This is a genomic window from Streptomyces sp. SM11 (assembly GCF_002910905.1).
Taxonomy (GTDB): domain Bacteria; phylum Actinomycetota; class Actinomycetes; order Streptomycetales; family Streptomycetaceae; genus Streptomyces.
Genome location: NZ_NEUE01000030.1, coordinates 16,357 through 32,520, shown reverse-complemented (window position 1 = coordinate 32,520; position 16,164 = coordinate 16,357). Strand labels below are relative to the sequence as shown.

The window sequence follows — 16,164 nt, the reverse complement described above, 5'->3', positions numbered from 1 at the left end:
GGCGATCGAGCGGCCTGCCCACTCGGGCGCCGGCTCGACGAGCGCGCTCAGCCGTTCCCGTACGGAATCCGGGAACGGGACGGTGCGGCCCGCCCGTTGGTCCACATGGAGCGCCAGCAGCTCGCTCGTCGCCACCGGGGCGGCCTCCGGCTCCGGTACGCCGTCCGGTGCGTCGACCGTGTACAGCTCGTGGCAGAAGCGTGCCTTCTTCGCGTCAGCGCCCAACAGACTGGTGCGAACGGCGAGATGGGCGCCTTCGGCCACGTCGCGGAGATAGCGCAGATGCGACTCGACGGTGTAGAGCGAGCAGCCGGTCCTCTCCCGGTACCCGGCGTGCAGACCGGTCTCGATCATCATCGCGTCGGTGGCGTACCCGAAGACCAGGACGTAGAACGCCTCGCTCATGTGGCCGTTGTAGTCGATCCACTCGGGCCGCACGGTCCGGTGGAGCAGGGGGAGCGCCGTGGCGTCCTCGGCGGGGTCGGTGTCCTCGGTGTGTGCGTCGGGCGTCTGCTGCTCGCTCATCGGGTCGCCTCCTCGGCGGACCGGGGCAGGCGGCCCGTGGCCCGCAGGACGTCGATGACGCCCCGGTCCCGCTCGGCGACCAGATCGGCGATGCTCCGGCCGTCCGCGGCTTCCTCGCAGCCGGCCACCACCGCCCCGTACAGCGCACGGTCCAGTTCGGGTGCTTCGAGCCGGGTCCAGGGCGACTTCAGCGACGGGCCGAAGTGGTCGAGCATATGGGCCATCCCGCCCTCGCCGCCCGCGAGCGCGAACGTGAGCATCGGGCCCATCACGGCCCAGCGGAGCCCCGGGCCCTCGGTGATCGACGTGTCGATCTCCGCCACCGTGGCCTCGCCGTTGGCGACCATGTGCAGGGCTTCGCGCCACAGGGCCTCCTGGAGCCGGTTGGCTATGAAGCCGGGCACCTCGCGGTCCATGGTGATGACGGACTTGCCCGCGACAGCGTAGAAGCGCGAGGCCCAGTCGACCGCGGCGGGCGCGGTCAGTTCACCGCCGACGACCTCGACCAGGGGGATGAGATAGGGCGGGTTGAAGGGATGTCCGACGACGAGCCGCCCGGGGTCGGCGGCCTCCGTCTGCATGTCCGTCATCGGATAGCCGGAGGTGGACGAGGCGATCACCGTACCGGCGGGCGCGGCGGCGTCCAGCCGGGCCAGTAGATCACGCTTCAGGTCCAGCTTCTCCGGGGCGCTCTCCTGGACGAACTGGGCGTCGGCCACGGCCTCTTCGAGGGTCGCGGTGACGGTCAGCCGGTCCTGCGAGGCTCCGTCGGCCAGGCCGAGCTGTTCCAGTGCGGGCCAGGCGGCGGAGATGAGCCGCCGCAGCCGGACGGCGGCGTCTGGGGCCGGGTCCCAGGCGGTGACGTCGTATCCGCGGGCGAGGAAATGGGCTGCCCAGCCACCGCCGATCACTCCGGCCCCGACGCACGCGACACGGCGTACGTCCTCCGGGGCGCAGGGGGCGGCGGGGCCGTCGGTCGCGGCGGCAGAGGGGGTGACAGGCACGGGCGGCACTCCAGAACGGTGGGGGGAGTTGTACGGGAATAGGGAGGTGAGGAAGGGGAGGCCGGTCAGGCGCGCGGGCGCAGGCCGAGCTTCTCGCGTGCCTCGTCGGGCGTGGCGACCCGGGAACCCAGGGACTCGGTGATCTGCACGGAGCGCTCCACCAACTGGCCGTTGGTGGCCTTGACGCCCTTGCCCAGATAGAGGTTGTCCTCCAGGCCGACCCGGACGTGTCCGCCGAGCAGGATCGACTGGGCGGCCCAGGGCATCTGCATCCGGCCGAGCGCGAAGCTCGCCCACTGGGCGCCCTGCGGAAGCATGTTGACCATCGCCTGGAGGACGCCCGGGTCGGCGGGCGCACCCCATGGAATGCCCATGCAGAGCTGGAAGACCGTGGGATCGTCGAGCAGCCCCTCGGCGAGGAGTTGCTTGGCGAACCACAGCTGCCCGGTGTCGAAGATCTCCAGCTCGGGACGGACCCCGAGTTCCTGGATGCGCTTCGCGCCGGTGCGCAGCATGTCGGGGGTGGAGACGTAGAGGTTGCTGCCGTCGCCGAAGTTGAGCGAACCGCAGTCCAGGGTGCAGATGTCCGGCAGCAGATCCTCGACGTGGGGCAGCCGGTCGAGACCGCTGACCAGGTCGGTGCCCGGCAGCTGACGGAGCGGGGCCTCCGGGTCGATGACGAGGTCCCCGCCCATCCCGGCGGTCAGGTTGATGATCACGTCGGTGCCGGTCTCCCGGATCCGCTCGACGACCTCGCGGTAGAGGCGGGGATCGCGGGAGGGGGCGCCGGTCTCCGGCTCGCGGACGTGGATGTGGACCACGGCCGCCCCGGCGCCGGCGGCCTCGACGGCGGAGGCGGCGATCTGCTCGGGCGTCACGGGGACATGGGGGCTGCGGCCGACGGTGTCGCCGGCTCCGGTGAGGGCGCAGGTGATGATGACGTCCTGGTTCACGGGCATACGAAAACGTCTCCTCTCGGGGAGTTCGGGTAGTTCGGGTAGATTCGAGGAGCTCAGGGAGTCCGGCGGTGCAGGGCTTCTTCGGATGTACGGGGCGGGCGCGGGCGTCAGCCGGGCACGGGCGCTGTCAGGCAGGCGTCCACGTGGGCGATCAGCGCGTCGTGCATGGCCTTTGCGCCGGTGCCCGGAAGGCCGGGCTCCGTGGCCAGGACCTGGGAGACCAGTCCGTCGATCAGCGCGGTGAGGGCGAGGGCCGCGCCGTCCACGTCGACCGGACGGAACACGCCCTGCTCGACGCCGCGACGGATCACATCGGCGACCGTCCCCCGCCACTGGCGGTAGTACTCCACGTGGAGCCGTCCGACCGTGGTGGACCGGGCGGCCTCGGCCCACAGGTCGAGCCAGACGCACCACTGCCGCCGTTGCTGTTCGGTGCGGGGCGTCTGGAGTTCGATCAGCAGGCGCAGCTCGTCCCCGGCATGACGGGTACCGGCCGTGGCGTCGGCACGGCGACGGGTGTCCTCGTCCATGCACCAGCGGACCGCCGCTTCGAGCAGCTCGTCACGGCCGGGGAAGTGGTAGTGGATCGCCGCCGTGCTGGTGTGGCAGGCCGCGGCGATGTCCGCGACCCGGACGGCGTGGAATCCGCGTTCGGCGATGAGCCGGACGGTCTCGCGCACGATCTGCAGAGGTCTGCCGCCCTCGGGCGAGGGCGGGCGAGGGGACGAAAGGGAACGCACGGGCGACGGCGACGACGCCGCACCGTCCGTCGTGCCGGTCGTCGCGGTGCCGGCCGTCGCATCAGCCGTCGTACCGATCAGCCGGCCGATGTCCACGCCGCCGATGTCCGCGATCCGGGCCAGTTCGGCGGCGGTGAAGCGGCGGGTGCCGTTCAGGGAACGGGACAGCTTCGACGGATCGATGACGATCCGCCGCGCGAACTCGCGCGCGCTCACACCCGCCGCGTCGATCACCTGTCGGACCCGTGCGGCCACCTCGTCCTGCTGCATGGTCAACCACCGTAGCCATGTGTTGAGAGAACCTCAACATCGGCATACGTAATACCTGACCAGAATAGGCGTTGCGGTTCTGACTGATGCATCAGTCAGAACCGCAACGCCTAACCGCCCGCTGTCCGCCGCCCGACGGGGTGGCTCGCGACGGTCACTCCTGGGCGAGCATCCCGCTCCGCAGCTTGCCCAGCATCCGGCTCAGCAGCCGGGACACATGCATCTGCGAGATCCCGAGCTCCGCGCCGATCTGCGCCTGGGTCATCTCCTGGCCGAAGCGCATATCGATGATCCGGCGCTCCCGCTCGTCCAGTTCGCCCAGCAGGGGCGCGAGTGCGTGGAGGTTCTCCACGGTCTCCATGGCGGGGTCCGGCTCGCCCAGCACATCGGCGAACGTCCGCCCCGCGTTCTGGCCGGGCCCGGCCTCCGCGGTATCGGTCGGCATGTCCAGGGAGCCCGCCGTGTAGCCGTTGGAGGCGACGATCCCCTCCGTGACCTCGGACTCCTCGATCCCCAGGTCCTCCGCCAGCTCCTGCACCGTGGGGTCCCGGTCGAGGTCGCCCGCCAGGGACTCCTTCGCCTTGGCGAGGTCGACCCGCAGCTCCTGGAGGCGCCGCGGCACATGCACCGCCCAGCTCGTGTCGCGGAAGAACCGCTTGATCTCCCCGACGATGTACGGCACGGCGAACGACGTGAACTCGACCTCCCGTGAGAGGTCGAAGCGGTCGATCGCCTTGATCAGCCCGATGGTGCCGACCTGGATGATGTCCTCCATGTCGCCGCTGCCCCGGTTGCGGAAGCGGTTGGCGGCGAAACGGACGAGGGACAGGTTCATCTCGATGAGGGTGTTGCGCGCGTACTGGTGCTCGTGCGTGCCCTCCTCCAGGGCCTGTAGGCGGTCGAAGAAGAGGCGTGAGAGCCGGCGCGCGTCCATCGGGGCGATCTTCCCGGCATCCTCGATCCACGGAAGCTCCTCGGCGGTGCCAGCCCGCTGCGTACCGGCCGTCTGCGCGGTCTGCGCACTGTGCACGGTCATGTCGCTTCACGCTCCCTGGTTCCTGGTTCGTAGGCCCTGAGGACTGTTCGCCTTCCCGGGGGTGCGGCTCCTATGCGCGGCCGGAGGAGTTGATCTGGCCACATGGTGCGAATCGGCCGGAAACAGGCCTGGTTCGGATCTGAGGTGCCGTCATCTGAAGGGTGCGGCGAAAGGCGCCGGCCTCGGAGGCACAAGGAACCGCCCCACCGGTACGGGGGAGCCCGGTGGGGCGGTCGCCACCAGAGTGCCACAGGCAGGCGGCCGTTGGGACCGGACCGGCGCGTATCGGCCTACGGATGAGTCGATTTCGCCGCTCGTCCACGCGGGCGCGGGCCGGGGCATCGGCGCCCCCCCATCGATGGCGGTGTCATGAACGGACTTCCCCCGCGGAAATACGTGCCGGATCCACCGGCTTTCCGCTCTTGGCGGCGCATCGCCCGCGGCGCTGAGCACCAGCCGTCGAGGAACCGCGCGACCGCCGTCGAGGAACCACGCGACGTGAAGGACGGAACGAGGAAGACCATGACCCAGAACCACACCCGGCCCCGGGCCGATGCCCCGTCCCGGCTCCATTCGCTGGACAACCCCGCCCGGTCCTCGCTCACCGGTCCGCACGCCCACTTCGCCGAGAGCCGTGGGCGGATCCTGCGCTATCCCGTCGACGTCACCCCCTGGATCGCGCTCCCCGACGCCCCGGACGCCCAGGACTGGGCGGATGTCGCGGCGCTCGCCGGGCCGGGCGGTTCCGTTGCCCTCGCCGCGTTCCAGGCGCCGCCGCCACAGGACTGGGAGATCATCTTCCGGGCCGAGGGCGTCCAGCTGGTCGACGCGTCGGTGGACGCCGCACCCGACCCGGAGGCGGTTCCGCTGGGTTCGCAGGACGTGCCGGAGATGCTGGACCTGGTGGCGCGCACCCGCCCCGGCCCCTTTCTGCCGCGCACGGTCGAGATGGGTACGTACCTGGGCATCCGCCGGGGCGGCACCCTGGTGGCGATGGCGGGGGAGCGGCTGCACCCGCCCGGCTGGACCGAGATCAGCGGCGTCTGCACGGATGAGTCCGTACGGGGGCAGGGGCTGGCGAGCCGACTGGTCCTGGCGGTCGCGCACGGCATCCGAGAGCGCGGCGAGACGCCGTTCCTGCATGCCTCCGCCTCCAACACCGGGGCCGTACGGCTCTACGAGTCCCTCGGCTTCCGGCTCCGCCGGCGTACGGAATTCCTCTCCGCCCTCGTGCCCGCCGCGCTCCCGTCGGCCGACGGGACCCGCAGGTCCTCGCTGCGCTGACCGGGCAGCCGGAAACAGGCACCGGCACCCGTAGGACGGGACCTGAGGCACTCCTGTACGGGGGCGGAGGGCCCCGGGCCGGAAGTCCCGAGCGGGACCTTCGGCGCCCGCTCGGGGCCCTAAGCCCTCCTGCGTGAACGTCCGCACCCCGGTCAACTGGAAGGGACCGGCCGAAACTGCGGGCGGCGCCGAAGGATCAGCGGGAGGACAGGCCGTGCCCATGAGGCTGCTGGACATGGCACAGAAGCAGAGCGAGGTACGGCACCGGAGCGGTGCCGCGCCCCGCCCGGACGCGGGCACCGAGGCGGTGTCCCGGAGCCGGATCGGCAACGGGGTGCTGGTCTGCGGTCTTGCGCTGCTGACGGCGCTGGTCGTGTTCCTCGACGCCACGACGGGCAACGACCTGCGGGTCGTCCCGCTGCTCGTGGTCGTCCCGGCGCTGGCCTCCGTCTACTGCAGCCTCCGCCAGACGATCTGGGTCGCGGTGTGGATCACCACGGTCGTCGTCGGCTTCCGGGTCGGCGCGGACGGCACCTTCTGGGACTTCGTCTTCGGCATCGGCTTCGCCGTACTGGCCTGCGCCCTCGGGGTCGCCGCCTGCGCGGCACGCATCCGGCACGCCACCGAGATGGCGCGGCTGCGGTCCGCCGCCGTCGCCCTGCAGCGCCAGATCCTGCGGCCGCTGCCCGTCGTGACCGACCACGTCTTCGCGTACGGGCTCTACGAGCCGATCGAGGAGGACCGTTTCGTCGGCGGAGACATCTACGAGGTCGTCGAGTCGCCCTACGGCACCCGGGTGATCATCGGGGACGTCCAGGGCAAAGGGCTCGCGGCCATCGGCGCCGGATTCGCGGCCATCGCCGCGTTCCGCGAGGCGGCCATCCGCGAACCCACGCTCACCGGCGTGGTGGAGGCGCTGGAGGACGCCGTCGTACGGCACAACGTGTTCTCCGCCCAGACCGGTGAGACCGAACGCTTCGTGACCGCGCTCGTGCTCGGGTTCGACGAGGGCGGCCGGGTGGAGGCCGTGAACTGCGGCCACCTGCCGCCGCGACTGGTGCACGAGGGCTGGACCTCGGCCGTCACGCTCCACCGGACGTATGTCCCCCTCGGTCTCGCCGGACTCAGCCGGGAGGCCCGTACGACCGAGTCCTTCGACTTCCCGCAGGGCGCGACGCTCCTCGTCGTCACCGACGGGGTGACCGAGGCCCGTGACGCCGCCGGCGCCTTCTACCCGCTGGACGAGCGGCTCGGGGGCTGGGCCGGGCACGGGCCCCGTGAACTGCTCGACGCGCTCCACATCGATCTGGAGAGTTTCTCCGGCGGCGTCCGGCGCGACGATGTCGCCGCGCTCGCCCTGCGCCGCGCCCCCGTGGTCTGAGCGCTCGCCGCGCCCCACTCGCCCGTATCGGCCACCACCTATGATGTCCCCACGAGACGAATGTCGCGTGGGGACATTTTCAGGTGTACGGTGCATATATGACTCCGGAACGGAAGATCCCGGAACGGCGCAGCCGCAAAGCGCGCCGCACCCGCGACACCCTGGCGCAGGCCGCGTTCGACCTGGTGCTCGACCGGGGGCTGCGGAACGTGACGGTCGAGGAGATCGCGGACGCCGCGGACGTCGACCGCCGTACGTTCAGCCGGTACTTCACGAGCAAGGAGGCCGCCGCCCTCGACTCCCTGCGGGGCGACGGCGACCGCATCAACGCGGCCCTGCGCGCCCGCCCGGCCCCGGAACCCCCGCTCCTCGCCTACCGGCGGGCCGTCCTCGACTGGCTCGCCGACCCCGGGGCGGAGCCCTGGCACCGCCGTCCCCGGATCTTCGACCTGCTGGTCGTCGCCGAGGAGGAGCCGGCCCTCTACGCCGTCTTCCACCACATCCGGGTGGACGCACAGGAGGACTCGGTCGCCATCGTCGCGGACCGGCTCGGCGTCGATCCGCGGCAGGACATCCGGCCCGCCGTGACCGTCGCCGCAGGAGCAGGCGCCCTGCTCGCCGCCCAGGCCGCCTGGGTGCGCGGGGGCCGGCCGGACGCCCTGCCCGCCCTCGTCACCGAGGCCTTCGACGCGCTCTCCGCCGACCTGCTCGGCGAACCGAGCCCCGCTCCGGAACGGCACCGCACCGCAGAAGCGGCAGGAGAAGCAGAAACAGCAGCAGAAGCAGAAACAGAGGCAATCCCATGAGCACCGAGCACAGCTCCACCCCTGCGGCCGTGACCTCGGCCGAGTTCGAGGGCCGCACCGCCCTCGTCACCGGCGGAGCCTCCGGCATCGGCCTCGCCCTGGCCCGGCGGCTCGCCGCCGGCGGCGCGGCGGTCGTCGTCGCCGACTACGACGAGGCGAACGCGCGCAAGGCCGCGGCCGAGCTGGAGAGCACCGGAGCCAGGGCCGCCGCCGTCGCGATGGACGTCACCGACCCGGCCTCCGTCGAAGCGGGTGTGCGGTTCGCCGTGGACACCTTCGGCGCCCTCCACCTGGCGGTGAACAACGCCGGCATCGCGGGCCCCAGCAGCCCCACCGGCGCGTACCCGGTCGAGGACTGGAACCGCGTCGTCGCCACCAACCTCAGCGGCGTCTTCCACTCGATGCGCTACGAACTGCCCGCCATCGTCGCGGCCGGTGGCGGCGCGATCGTCAACATGTCCTCCATCCTCGGCACCAACGGCTTCGCGGGCTCACCCGCCTACGTCGCGGCCAAGCACGGCGTCGTCGGCCTCACCAAGACCGCGGCGCTCGAATACGCCGGGCAGAACGTCCGGATCAACGCGGTCGGCCCCGGCTTCATCGACACCCCGCTCCTGCGGGACACCGACCCGGGGGCCCGCGAGCACCTGATCTCCCTGCACCCGGCCGGGCGCCTCGGCACCGCCGAGGAGGTCGCCGAACTCGCCGCCTTCCTGCTCTCCGACAAGGCCTCCTTCATCCACGGCAGCTACCACCTGGTGGACGGCGGCTACTCCGCCCCGTGACGGAGCCCGAGTGGCGCACGGGGGACACAGGGGCGACAAAGGGAACACAGAGCACACGGGGCGACAGAGAGAACAAGGAAGAAGCGAGGAAAACCCCATGAAAGCCGTTCAGTACCGAGCCGTCGGCGCCGCCCCCGAGGTGGTCACCGTCCCGGACCCCGAGCCCGGCCCCGGCCAGGTCCTGCTGAAGGTCACCGCTGCGGGCGTCTGCCACTCCGATATCGCCGTGATGAGCTGGCCCGCCGACCAGATTCCCTTCTCACTGCCCCTCACCCTGGGCCACGAGGGCGTCGGCACGGTCGCCGCCCTCGGTGACGGCGTCGACGGCTTCGCGGTCGGCGACTCCGTCGCGGTGTACGGACCCTGGGGCTGCGGCACCTGTGTGAACTGCGCCGAGGGCAAGGAGAACTACTGCCTGCGCGCCAAGGAGCTCGGCATCATGCCGCCCGGACTCGGTGCACCCGGCGCGATGGCCGAGTACATGATCGTCGACGACCCCCGCCACCTGATCCCGATCGGCGACCTCGACCCGGTGAAGACGGTGCCCCTCACCGACGCCGGACTCACCCCGTACCACGCGATCGTCCGCTCCCTGGCGAAGCTGGTGCCCGGCTCCACCGCCGTCGTCATCGGCACCGGCGGACTCGGCCACGTGGCGATCCAGCTGCTGCGCGCCATGACGGCCGCCCGGGTGATCGCCCTCGACGTCACCGAGGACAAGCTGGCCCTGGCCAGGACCGTCGGCGCGCACGAAGCCGTTCTCTCCGACGAGAAGGCGGCCGCCCGGGTCATGGAACTGACCGGCGGGCTCGGCGCCCATGTGGTTCTCGACTTCGTCGGAGCGCCGCCCACCGTGGGGACCGCCGGAGCCGTCGCCCGCGTGGACGGCGACGTCACCATCGTCGGCATCGGCGGCGGCGCGCTCCCGGTCGGCTTCGGGACGCTTCCGTACGGAGCCAACGTCTGCGCCCCCTACTGGGGTTCGCGCAAGGAGCTCGCCGAGGTGCTCGACCTGGCCCACGCCGGGGCGGTGGACGTCCATGTGGAGACGTACTCCCTCGACGAGGCCCCGCTGGCCTATGAGCGCCTGCACGACGGCAGGATCAACGGCCGGGCCGTCATCCTCCCCGGCGGCTGAATCCTCCCGCCCCTCCGGCTGTGCTCGTCCGCTCGTCCGCCTGCCTGCCCGCCCGTCCGCACGGCGGCGGCCCCCGGTTCCTTCCCGGCGGTCGCCGCCGGGGCGGGCGGAAATTCTCGGCAGGGCCAGCGAGCCGCCGTTAAACTGGCCGACATGGGTTCGTACCGCTTCTACTTCTTCCGCTGATTCCCGGCCCGGACAGCCGCCGCGCGCCGCACCACGCGTGTCTACTGAGCCGCCCCGGTGACCTCGACGTCACCCCGCGCGCCCGCCGCCGTCCCCTCGCCGTCCGGCATCCACGCCCCGCCGCCGCGCCTCCGTGCGCGCCGCCGCGGGCCGTCACCCAGGGAAAAGGCACCCATGCACCCCCAGCGCGACCGCGCTCAACTGGCCATGAAGGACGTCTCCAAGGCGTACGGGGACCGCTCCGTACTCGACCAGGTGACCCTCACCGTCCGGCCCGGTGAGAAGACCGCCGTCATCGGCGAGAACGGTTCCGGAAAGTCCACCCTGCTCCGGCTGCTGGCCGGAGCGGAACAACCGGACACCGGAGAGATCACCGTCCGGTTCCCCGGCGGCACCGGCTACCTCGCGCAGACCCTCGGCCTCGACCCTGCCGACACCGTGCGGGACGCCGTCGACGCGGCACTCGCCGAACTGCGCGGCCTCGAACACCGTATCCGCGAGGCGGAGGCAGGTCTCTCGGAGCGGAAGCCCGGCGACCCCGGGCCCACCGACGCGGAACTCGCCGCGTACGGAGACCTCCTCGCCGCCTACGAGGACCGCGACGGCTACCGGGCGGACGCCCGCACCGAAGCGGCTCTGCAGGGCCTCGGACTCGCCCACCTCACCCGGGACCGCGCCCTCGCCACGCTCTCCGGCGGCGAGCAGTCCCGGCTCGCCCTCGCCTGCGTCCTGGCCGCAGCCCCCGAACTGCTGCTGCTCGACGAGCCGACCAACCACCTCGACGCCCGCGCCGTCGGCTGGCTGGAGGACCACCTGCGCGCCCACCGGGGCACCGTCGTGGCGATCACCCACGACCGGGCGTTTCTGGAGCGCGTCACCTCGGTGATCCTGGAGGTCGACCGGGACCTGCGCACGGTCAGCCGGTACGGGGACGGCTGGGACGGCTACCGCACCGCCAGGGCCGCCGCCCGCCGCCGCTGGGCCCAGGAGCACGAGGAGTACCTGGCGGACCTGGCCCGCACCGAGGAGCTGGTCGAGGCGGCCGGAGCGCGGCTCGCGGCCACCGGAGGGGACCCGAGGCAGGGCTTCGGCAAGCACCGCCGCTCGCACGAGGCCAAGCTGTCCGGCCGGGTCAGGGCCGCCCGGACCCGGCTGGACGTCCTGCGCAGGTCTCCCGTGCCGCCCCCGCCCCGCCCGCTCGCCTTCACCGGCCGCCCGGCCGTGGCCACCGGGGCCGGCACGGCGGACCGCGCGAGGACGCTCGTCGAGCTGGACGCCGTCTCCGTCGGGGACCGCCTCCGCCTCCCCTCCCTGCGCGTGGCATCAGGAGACCGCCTCCTGGTGACCGGCGAGAACGGGGCCGGGAAGACCACCCTGCTGCGGGTCCTCGCGGGCGACCTGGCCCCCGACGCGGGCACGGTCACCCGTCGTGCCCGCATCGGCTACCTCCCGCAGGAACTGCCCGCCCGGCCGACCCGGCGCACCCTGCTCGCCACCTTCGCGGCGGGCCGCCCCGGATTCCCCGACGAGTACACCGACGAGCTCCTGGCCCTCGGCCTGTTCCGCCCCGAGGACCTCGACGTGCCCGTCGCGTCCCTCTCCGTCGGCCAGCAACGCAGGCTGGCCCTGGCCCGGCTGGTGGCCCGGCCGGCCGATCTGCTGGTGCTGGACGAGCCGACGAACCACATCGCGCTGAGCCTGGTCGAGGAACTGGAGCAGGCCCTCGACCAGTACCGGGGCGCGGTCGTCGTCGTCTCACACGACCGCAGGTTCCGGGCCCGCTTCACCGGCGACGTCCTGGAACTGCGGGCCGGTCGCCCGGCGGACGCGGCACCGGCCTACGCGTCGGGGGAGGCGGCCGTCCCGCGTACCCGAGCGCGCAGCCGGTCGACGAACACCCGCTGACCGGCCACCAGCCGCTCGGCGGCCTGCTCCGGCGTGCACCAGGCGAACCGGTCCATCTCCCGGAACTCCTGCTGCGCGCCGGACCCGCGCGGCCACTCCATCGTGAACGTCCCCGGCACGACGGACGCCACGTCCAGCTCCGCCTCCAGGGCCCACACGGTCACCGTCTTGCCGCTGCGCTGCCGTGACTCACCCAGGGCGATCATGCCGCCCGGCGGGACCGGCACCCCCAGCTCCTCCGTGAACTCCCGGCGGGCAGCCGCCTCCGCGCTCTCCTCCGGCCCGTACTCGCCCTTCGGCACCGACCAGGCGGCCGCCTCCCGCCCCGCCCAGAACGGCCCGCCCATGTGCCCGATCAGCACCTCGACATCCCGCTCGTCCCCGCCGTCCGTGACCCGGAAGAGAAGAAGCCCCGCACTGCGCCTGCCTGTCGACATGCCGTCAAGTCTGCTGCGGCGGAGTGCGAGGCGCCACGTGGGGCGTCACGCGGGGGCGGGGAACGCCCGCATGGCGTCCCGCCCCCGCGACGGCACACCCCCTACGCCTTCCGGTAGCCGTACGCCTCCGAGGCCGCCGCCTCCACCGCCGCGAGGTCGCCGCCCGACGAGGCGGTCACCACGGCGGCCACCGCGCCCTCCAGGAACGGCGCGTCCACGAGCCGTGTGTTCTCGGGCAGTTCGTCGCCCTCGGCGAGCATGGCCTTCACCGTGAGGACCGCGCTCCCCAGATCCACCAGGACCGCGACGCCCGCGCCCCGGTCCACCGAGGCGGCGGCCCGGCCGATCAGTTCCGCGCTCGTCCCGAGCCCGCCGTTCGGCAGCCCGCCGGCCGGGGCGACCGGCGCGGTCACCCCTCCGGCGGCAAGGCCCCGGGCCAGCTCGGCGACCGACTCGGCGACCGGACCGCTGTGGGAGACCAGCACGATGCCCACCTGCCGCTCGCCGCTCACGAGCCCGCTCCGTCCGCCGCGGTCGCCGCCAGGGCCTCGACCAGCAGCGCCGCCGAGGTCGCGCCCGGGTCCTGATGCCCGATGCTGCGCTCGCCGAGATAACTGGCCCGGCCCTTGCGGGCCTGCAACGGCACCGTCGCCACGGCGCCCGCACGGGCCGCGTTCGCGGCGCCGTCGAACGAGGCGGCGAGGGCCTCCGCCGCGGGCAGCAGTGCGTCGAGCATCGTCTTGTCCCCGGCCTGGGCGCCGCCCAGCTGCCCCACCGCGGCGACCCCCGCCGCGAACGCCTGGGCGAACTGCTCCTGCGTCACCTCGGCGTCGTCCCCCAGGGCCTTGCCCGTACGGCGCAGCAACGTCCCGTACAGCGGACCGGACGCCCCGCCGACGGTGGAGATGAGCTGCCGTCCGGCCACGGTGAGCACCGCACCGGGAGTGGTGGGCGCGTCCTTCTCCAGCACTGCCGTCACCGCCGTGAAGCCGCGCTGGAGGTTGCTGCCGTGATCGGCGTCCCCGATCGCCGAGTCCAGCTCGGTCAGATGGTTCGCCTCACGCTCCACGGACGCCGCGACAGCGGTCATCCAGCGGCGGAGGAAGTCGGTGTCGAGCACATGATCTCCTGTTCCTCGGTCCCGCCCGGAACGGATCGTCCCGGCGGCACGGGCAGTACGGCCGACCGACCCCGCACCGGGGTCGCGCACCCGGTCACGGGAGCCGGCCGGCGGCTCAGCAGCCCCAGCGGAGCGCGGCCGTCCGCACGGGGGCGTCCCACAGGCGCAGCAGCTCCTCGTCGACCTGGCACAGTGTCACCGAGCAGCCTGCCATGTCGAGCGACGTCACGTAGTTCCCCACCAGCGTACGAGCCACCGGAACGCCCCGCTCGGACAGGACCCGGTGGACCTCGGCGTTGAACCCGTACAGCTCCAGCAACGGTGTCGCCCCCATGCCGTTCACCAGCGCCAGCACCGGACCGGTGGGCCGCAGGTCCTCCAGCACCGCGTTCACGGCGAAGTCGGCGATCTCCCCGGACGTCATCATCGGGCGCCGCTCACGCCCCGGCTCCCCATGGATCCCGATGCCCAACTCCAGTTCCCCGGAGGGCAGATCGAAGGTGGGGCTGCCCTTGGCCGGCGTGGTGACGGCGCCGAGCGCCACCCCGAAGCTGCGCGAGGCCCCGTTCACCTGCCTCGCGACTGCGGCCACCCGCTCCAGCGGAGCGCCCTCGTCCGCCAGTGCTCCGGCGATCTTCTCGACGAACAGTGTCGCTCCCGTACCGCGCCGCCCTGCGGTGAACGTGCTGTCGCTCACGGCCACGTCGTCGTCCACCACCACCTGGGCGACCTGGATCCCCTCGTCCTCGGCGAGCTCGGCGGCCATCTCGAAGTTGAGCACGTCACCGGTGTAGTTCTTGACGACGAACAGTACCCCCGCCCCACTGTCGACGGCGGCCGCCGCCCGCACCATCTGATCCGGCACGGGGGAGGTGAACACCTCCCCGGGACAGGCGGCCGACAGCATCCCGGGCCCGACGAACCCGGCATGCAGCGGCTCATGCCCGGAACCGCCCCCGGAGACGAGGCCCACCTTCCCCGCCACGGGTGCGTCCCGCCGGGCGACGACCCGGTTCTCCACATCGACGGTCAGCTCGGGATGTGCGGCCGCGATGCCCCGCAGGGCATCGGCGACCACGGTCTCGGGAACGTTGATCAGCATTTTCATGGCTGTCTCCTAGCGGGCGTAGCAGAGGGCTTCGTGACCTGCGTTCTACCTGGTGGGACGAGATGAAGAGTGGGTGGTCCTGGCGGTCCACGGCGGTCGATCACGTACCGTGGCGGCACTGGTACTGGCACTGACTGCTTGCTGCTTTTCTGACTGATCGTCCTCCGACTCTAGGACGCGGCTTCCGATCCTGGCGGGAATGCCGAGCCCTCGGGATCTCGCTGCTGCGCGTTCCTGTTCTCACCACACTGCTGCCGGGCGACCAGGCGTCTCGCCTTCGCCGCATGCGCGTTCGGTTAGGCTGGCCTTGCCTGGCGTGTGGACCTGGGCGTGCGGGCTCGGGTTCCGGTGCCCGCAGGTGGGACCCGGCGGACGGAACAGGCAGAGGCGGGGCGCAAGTGAGAGACGGTGACCGGGCTCGTGTGCGTCATGCGCCCGGTGGGGCGGCAACGCCCGTGCGGGTAAGGGTGACGGGGAACGCGGGTTCTGCGTCGGCGCCCGGGGCGAGGCGTCGTGGATAAGATCGCGCTCGCGGCCGGAGCGCTGTACGTCATCGTCCTGCTTCGCGCCGGAGGGACGTTCGCCGTCGGGTGGCTCACCGGTGCTGGTGCCCGGCGCAGCCGGTTCGCCGGGCGGATCTCCTCGGCGAAGTTCGGGCGTGCCGAGCGGGCGATCCAGCGGTGGGGGGCGCCGGTGGTGGCCGTCTCGTTCCTGACGGTCGGTTTCCAGACCGCCGCCAACTTTCTCGCGGGCAGCATGCGCATGCCGTTGTCGCGCTACCTCCCTGCCCTGCTCGTGGGCGGAGCGGCCTGGGCACTGATCTACGCCACTGCGGGGCTCGGCGTGCTCGAAGTGCTGGGAAGGCTCTTCGCCGAGCGGACGGCCCTCGGGGTGTCCGCCGTGGTCGTCCCCCTCCTCGCGGTGTGCGGGGTGGTGGTGTACCGCAGAAGAAGGGCGGTCCCGTCCTCCGGCGACACCGCGGCCGACGCGTCGTGAACCCGCCCCGCAAGGGGCTGATTCCGCGGCGGGCGAATCACGCGCGGCCTCCCGGCCCCGCCGCGCCGACTGAAGCGCTCATCCGGGTCTGCCCCGAGGGACCGTTCCGGCCTGCTGGGCGTGGGCCGGATCGCTGCGTCACCGTGGAATGTTCGACCTTCCAGTCGGGTGAAAGGTTTACGGTCGCGGCGTGAGCACGATACGGATCTCCCGGCTCGCCGCGCGCGGCGGCGTCCCGGCCACCACCCTGCGCTTCTACGAGAGCGCCGCTCTCGCCGCCGGGCGCGAGTACTGTCCCGCCCCGGACTTCCGGCTCCACCTCGACGGCCCGGTCCGGCATCCGGGCGTCCCCGCCCCGGACGAGGACGCCCCCCTCCTCGCGGAGCTGCTCACCACCGCGGTGTGATCGCACAGGCCACCACCCTTCTCGCCCGCCGCCCCGTGCAAGGAGTACGTACGTTGTCGTCACCGTCCGGCCTGGTCG

General features: G+C 72.5%; 17 protein-coding genes. 8 read left to right on the top strand and 9 right to left on the bottom strand.

The genetic code is table 11. The features are described 5' to 3' along the window. The 5 genes from B9S58_RS02085 to B9S58_RS02065 form a co-directional block, all read right to left on the bottom strand. Positions 1-525 (bottom strand): thioesterase family protein (locus tag B9S58_RS02085; RefSeq protein WP_103530439.1); only part of this gene is annotated, 525 nt, incomplete at its 3' end. After that, positions 522-1,529 (bottom strand): 3-hydroxyacyl-CoA dehydrogenase NAD-binding domain-containing protein, encoded by a 1,008-nt coding sequence (locus B9S58_RS02080; protein ID WP_103530438.1) that lies wholly within the window; start codon positions 1,527-1,529, stop codon positions 522-524. The genes B9S58_RS02085 and B9S58_RS02080, both read right to left, overlap by 4 nt. A 65-nt stretch (positions 1,530-1,594) precedes the next feature. After that, complete coding sequence (locus tag B9S58_RS02075; protein ID WP_181009149.1) at positions 1,595-2,488, bottom strand: 3-keto-5-aminohexanoate cleavage protein; 894 nt, start codon at positions 2,486-2,488, stop codon at positions 1,595-1,597. A gap of 107 nt (positions 2,489-2,595) precedes the next feature. Further along, positions 2,596-3,498: a TetR/AcrR family transcriptional regulator gene (locus B9S58_RS02070; protein WP_103530437.1), complete on the bottom strand. Its 903-nt coding sequence runs from the start codon at positions 3,496-3,498 to the stop codon at positions 2,596-2,598. 154 nt (positions 3,499-3,652) lie between these two features. Continuing rightward, entirely contained in the window at positions 3,653-4,534 is an 882-nt protein-coding gene (locus tag B9S58_RS02065) for an RNA polymerase sigma factor SigF (protein WP_103530436.1), read from the bottom strand. A 522-nt stretch (positions 4,535-5,056) separates the two neighbouring features. On the opposite strand from B9S58_RS02065, the gene B9S58_RS02060 reads away from it, so the two are divergent. The 6 genes from B9S58_RS02060 (at position 5,057) to abc-f (ending at position 12,019) form a co-directional block, all read left to right on the top strand. Beyond that, positions 5,057-5,818, top strand: a complete 762-nt coding sequence (locus B9S58_RS02060; protein WP_103530444.1) for a GNAT family N-acetyltransferase — start codon at positions 5,057-5,059, stop codon at positions 5,816-5,818. A gap of 235 nt (positions 5,819-6,053) precedes the next feature. Then, positions 6,054-7,199 (top strand): PP2C family protein-serine/threonine phosphatase, encoded by a 1,146-nt coding sequence (locus B9S58_RS02055; RefSeq protein WP_103530443.1) that lies wholly within the window; start codon positions 6,054-6,056, stop codon positions 7,197-7,199. A gap of 98 nt (positions 7,200-7,297) precedes the next feature. Next, positions 7,298-8,005 carry a TetR family transcriptional regulator gene (locus B9S58_RS02050; RefSeq protein WP_258044151.1) on the top strand — a complete coding sequence of 236 codons (708 nt, stop codon included), beginning with the start codon at positions 7,298-7,300 and terminating at the stop codon, positions 8,003-8,005. Further along, positions 8,002-8,790 carry an SDR family NAD(P)-dependent oxidoreductase gene (locus B9S58_RS02045; RefSeq protein ID WP_103530435.1) on the top strand — a complete coding sequence of 263 codons (789 nt, stop codon included), beginning with the start codon at positions 8,002-8,004 and terminating at the stop codon, positions 8,788-8,790. Before B9S58_RS02050 ends, B9S58_RS02045 begins: the two co-directional genes overlap by 4 nt. A 97-nt stretch (positions 8,791-8,887) precedes the next feature. Next, positions 8,888-9,928, top strand: coding sequence for an NAD(P)-dependent alcohol dehydrogenase (locus B9S58_RS02040; protein WP_103530434.1), 1,041 nt, complete (start codon positions 8,888-8,890; stop codon positions 9,926-9,928). 360 nt (positions 9,929-10,288) lie between these two features. Further along, entirely contained in the window at positions 10,289-12,019 is a 1,731-nt protein-coding gene (gene abc-f, locus B9S58_RS02035; RefSeq protein ID WP_103530433.1) for a ribosomal protection-like ABC-F family protein, read from the top strand. On the opposite strand, the gene B9S58_RS02030 is transcribed toward abc-f, so the two are convergent. From B9S58_RS02030 to dhaK, 4 genes are all read right to left on the bottom strand, one after another. Beyond that, positions 11,953-12,456 (bottom strand): NUDIX domain-containing protein, encoded by a 504-nt coding sequence (locus tag B9S58_RS02030; protein ID WP_103530432.1) that lies wholly within the window; start codon positions 12,454-12,456, stop codon positions 11,953-11,955. The genes abc-f and B9S58_RS02030 overlap by 67 nt on opposite strands. 101 nt (positions 12,457-12,557) lie before the next feature. Next, positions 12,558-12,968 (bottom strand): PTS-dependent dihydroxyacetone kinase phosphotransferase subunit DhaM, encoded by a 411-nt coding sequence (locus B9S58_RS02025; protein WP_103530431.1) that lies wholly within the window; start codon positions 12,966-12,968, stop codon positions 12,558-12,560. Continuing rightward, complete coding sequence (gene dhaL, locus B9S58_RS02020; RefSeq protein ID WP_103530430.1) at positions 12,965-13,576, bottom strand: dihydroxyacetone kinase subunit DhaL; 612 nt, start codon at positions 13,574-13,576, stop codon at positions 12,965-12,967. The genes B9S58_RS02025 and dhaL overlap by 4 nt, the downstream gene beginning before the upstream one ends. A 115-nt stretch (positions 13,577-13,691) precedes the next feature. After that, the gene (dhaK, locus tag B9S58_RS02015; protein ID WP_103530429.1) at positions 13,692-14,684 is read right to left on the bottom strand and encodes a dihydroxyacetone kinase subunit DhaK; all 993 of its coding nucleotides are present in this window, start codon (positions 14,682-14,684) and stop codon (positions 13,692-13,694) included. 513 nt (positions 14,685-15,197) lie between these two features. Here dhaK and B9S58_RS02010 point away from each other — a divergent pair. Both B9S58_RS02010 and B9S58_RS38625 read left to right on the top strand, forming a co-directional pair. Further along, entirely contained in the window at positions 15,198-15,680 is a 483-nt protein-coding gene (locus B9S58_RS02010) for a DedA family protein (RefSeq protein ID WP_103530428.1), read from the top strand. A gap of 190 nt (positions 15,681-15,870) precedes the next feature. Next, positions 15,871-16,086, top strand: coding sequence for a hypothetical protein (locus B9S58_RS38625; protein ID WP_258044150.1), 216 nt, complete (start codon positions 15,871-15,873; stop codon positions 16,084-16,086). Positions 16,087-16,164 lie beyond the last annotated feature (78 nt).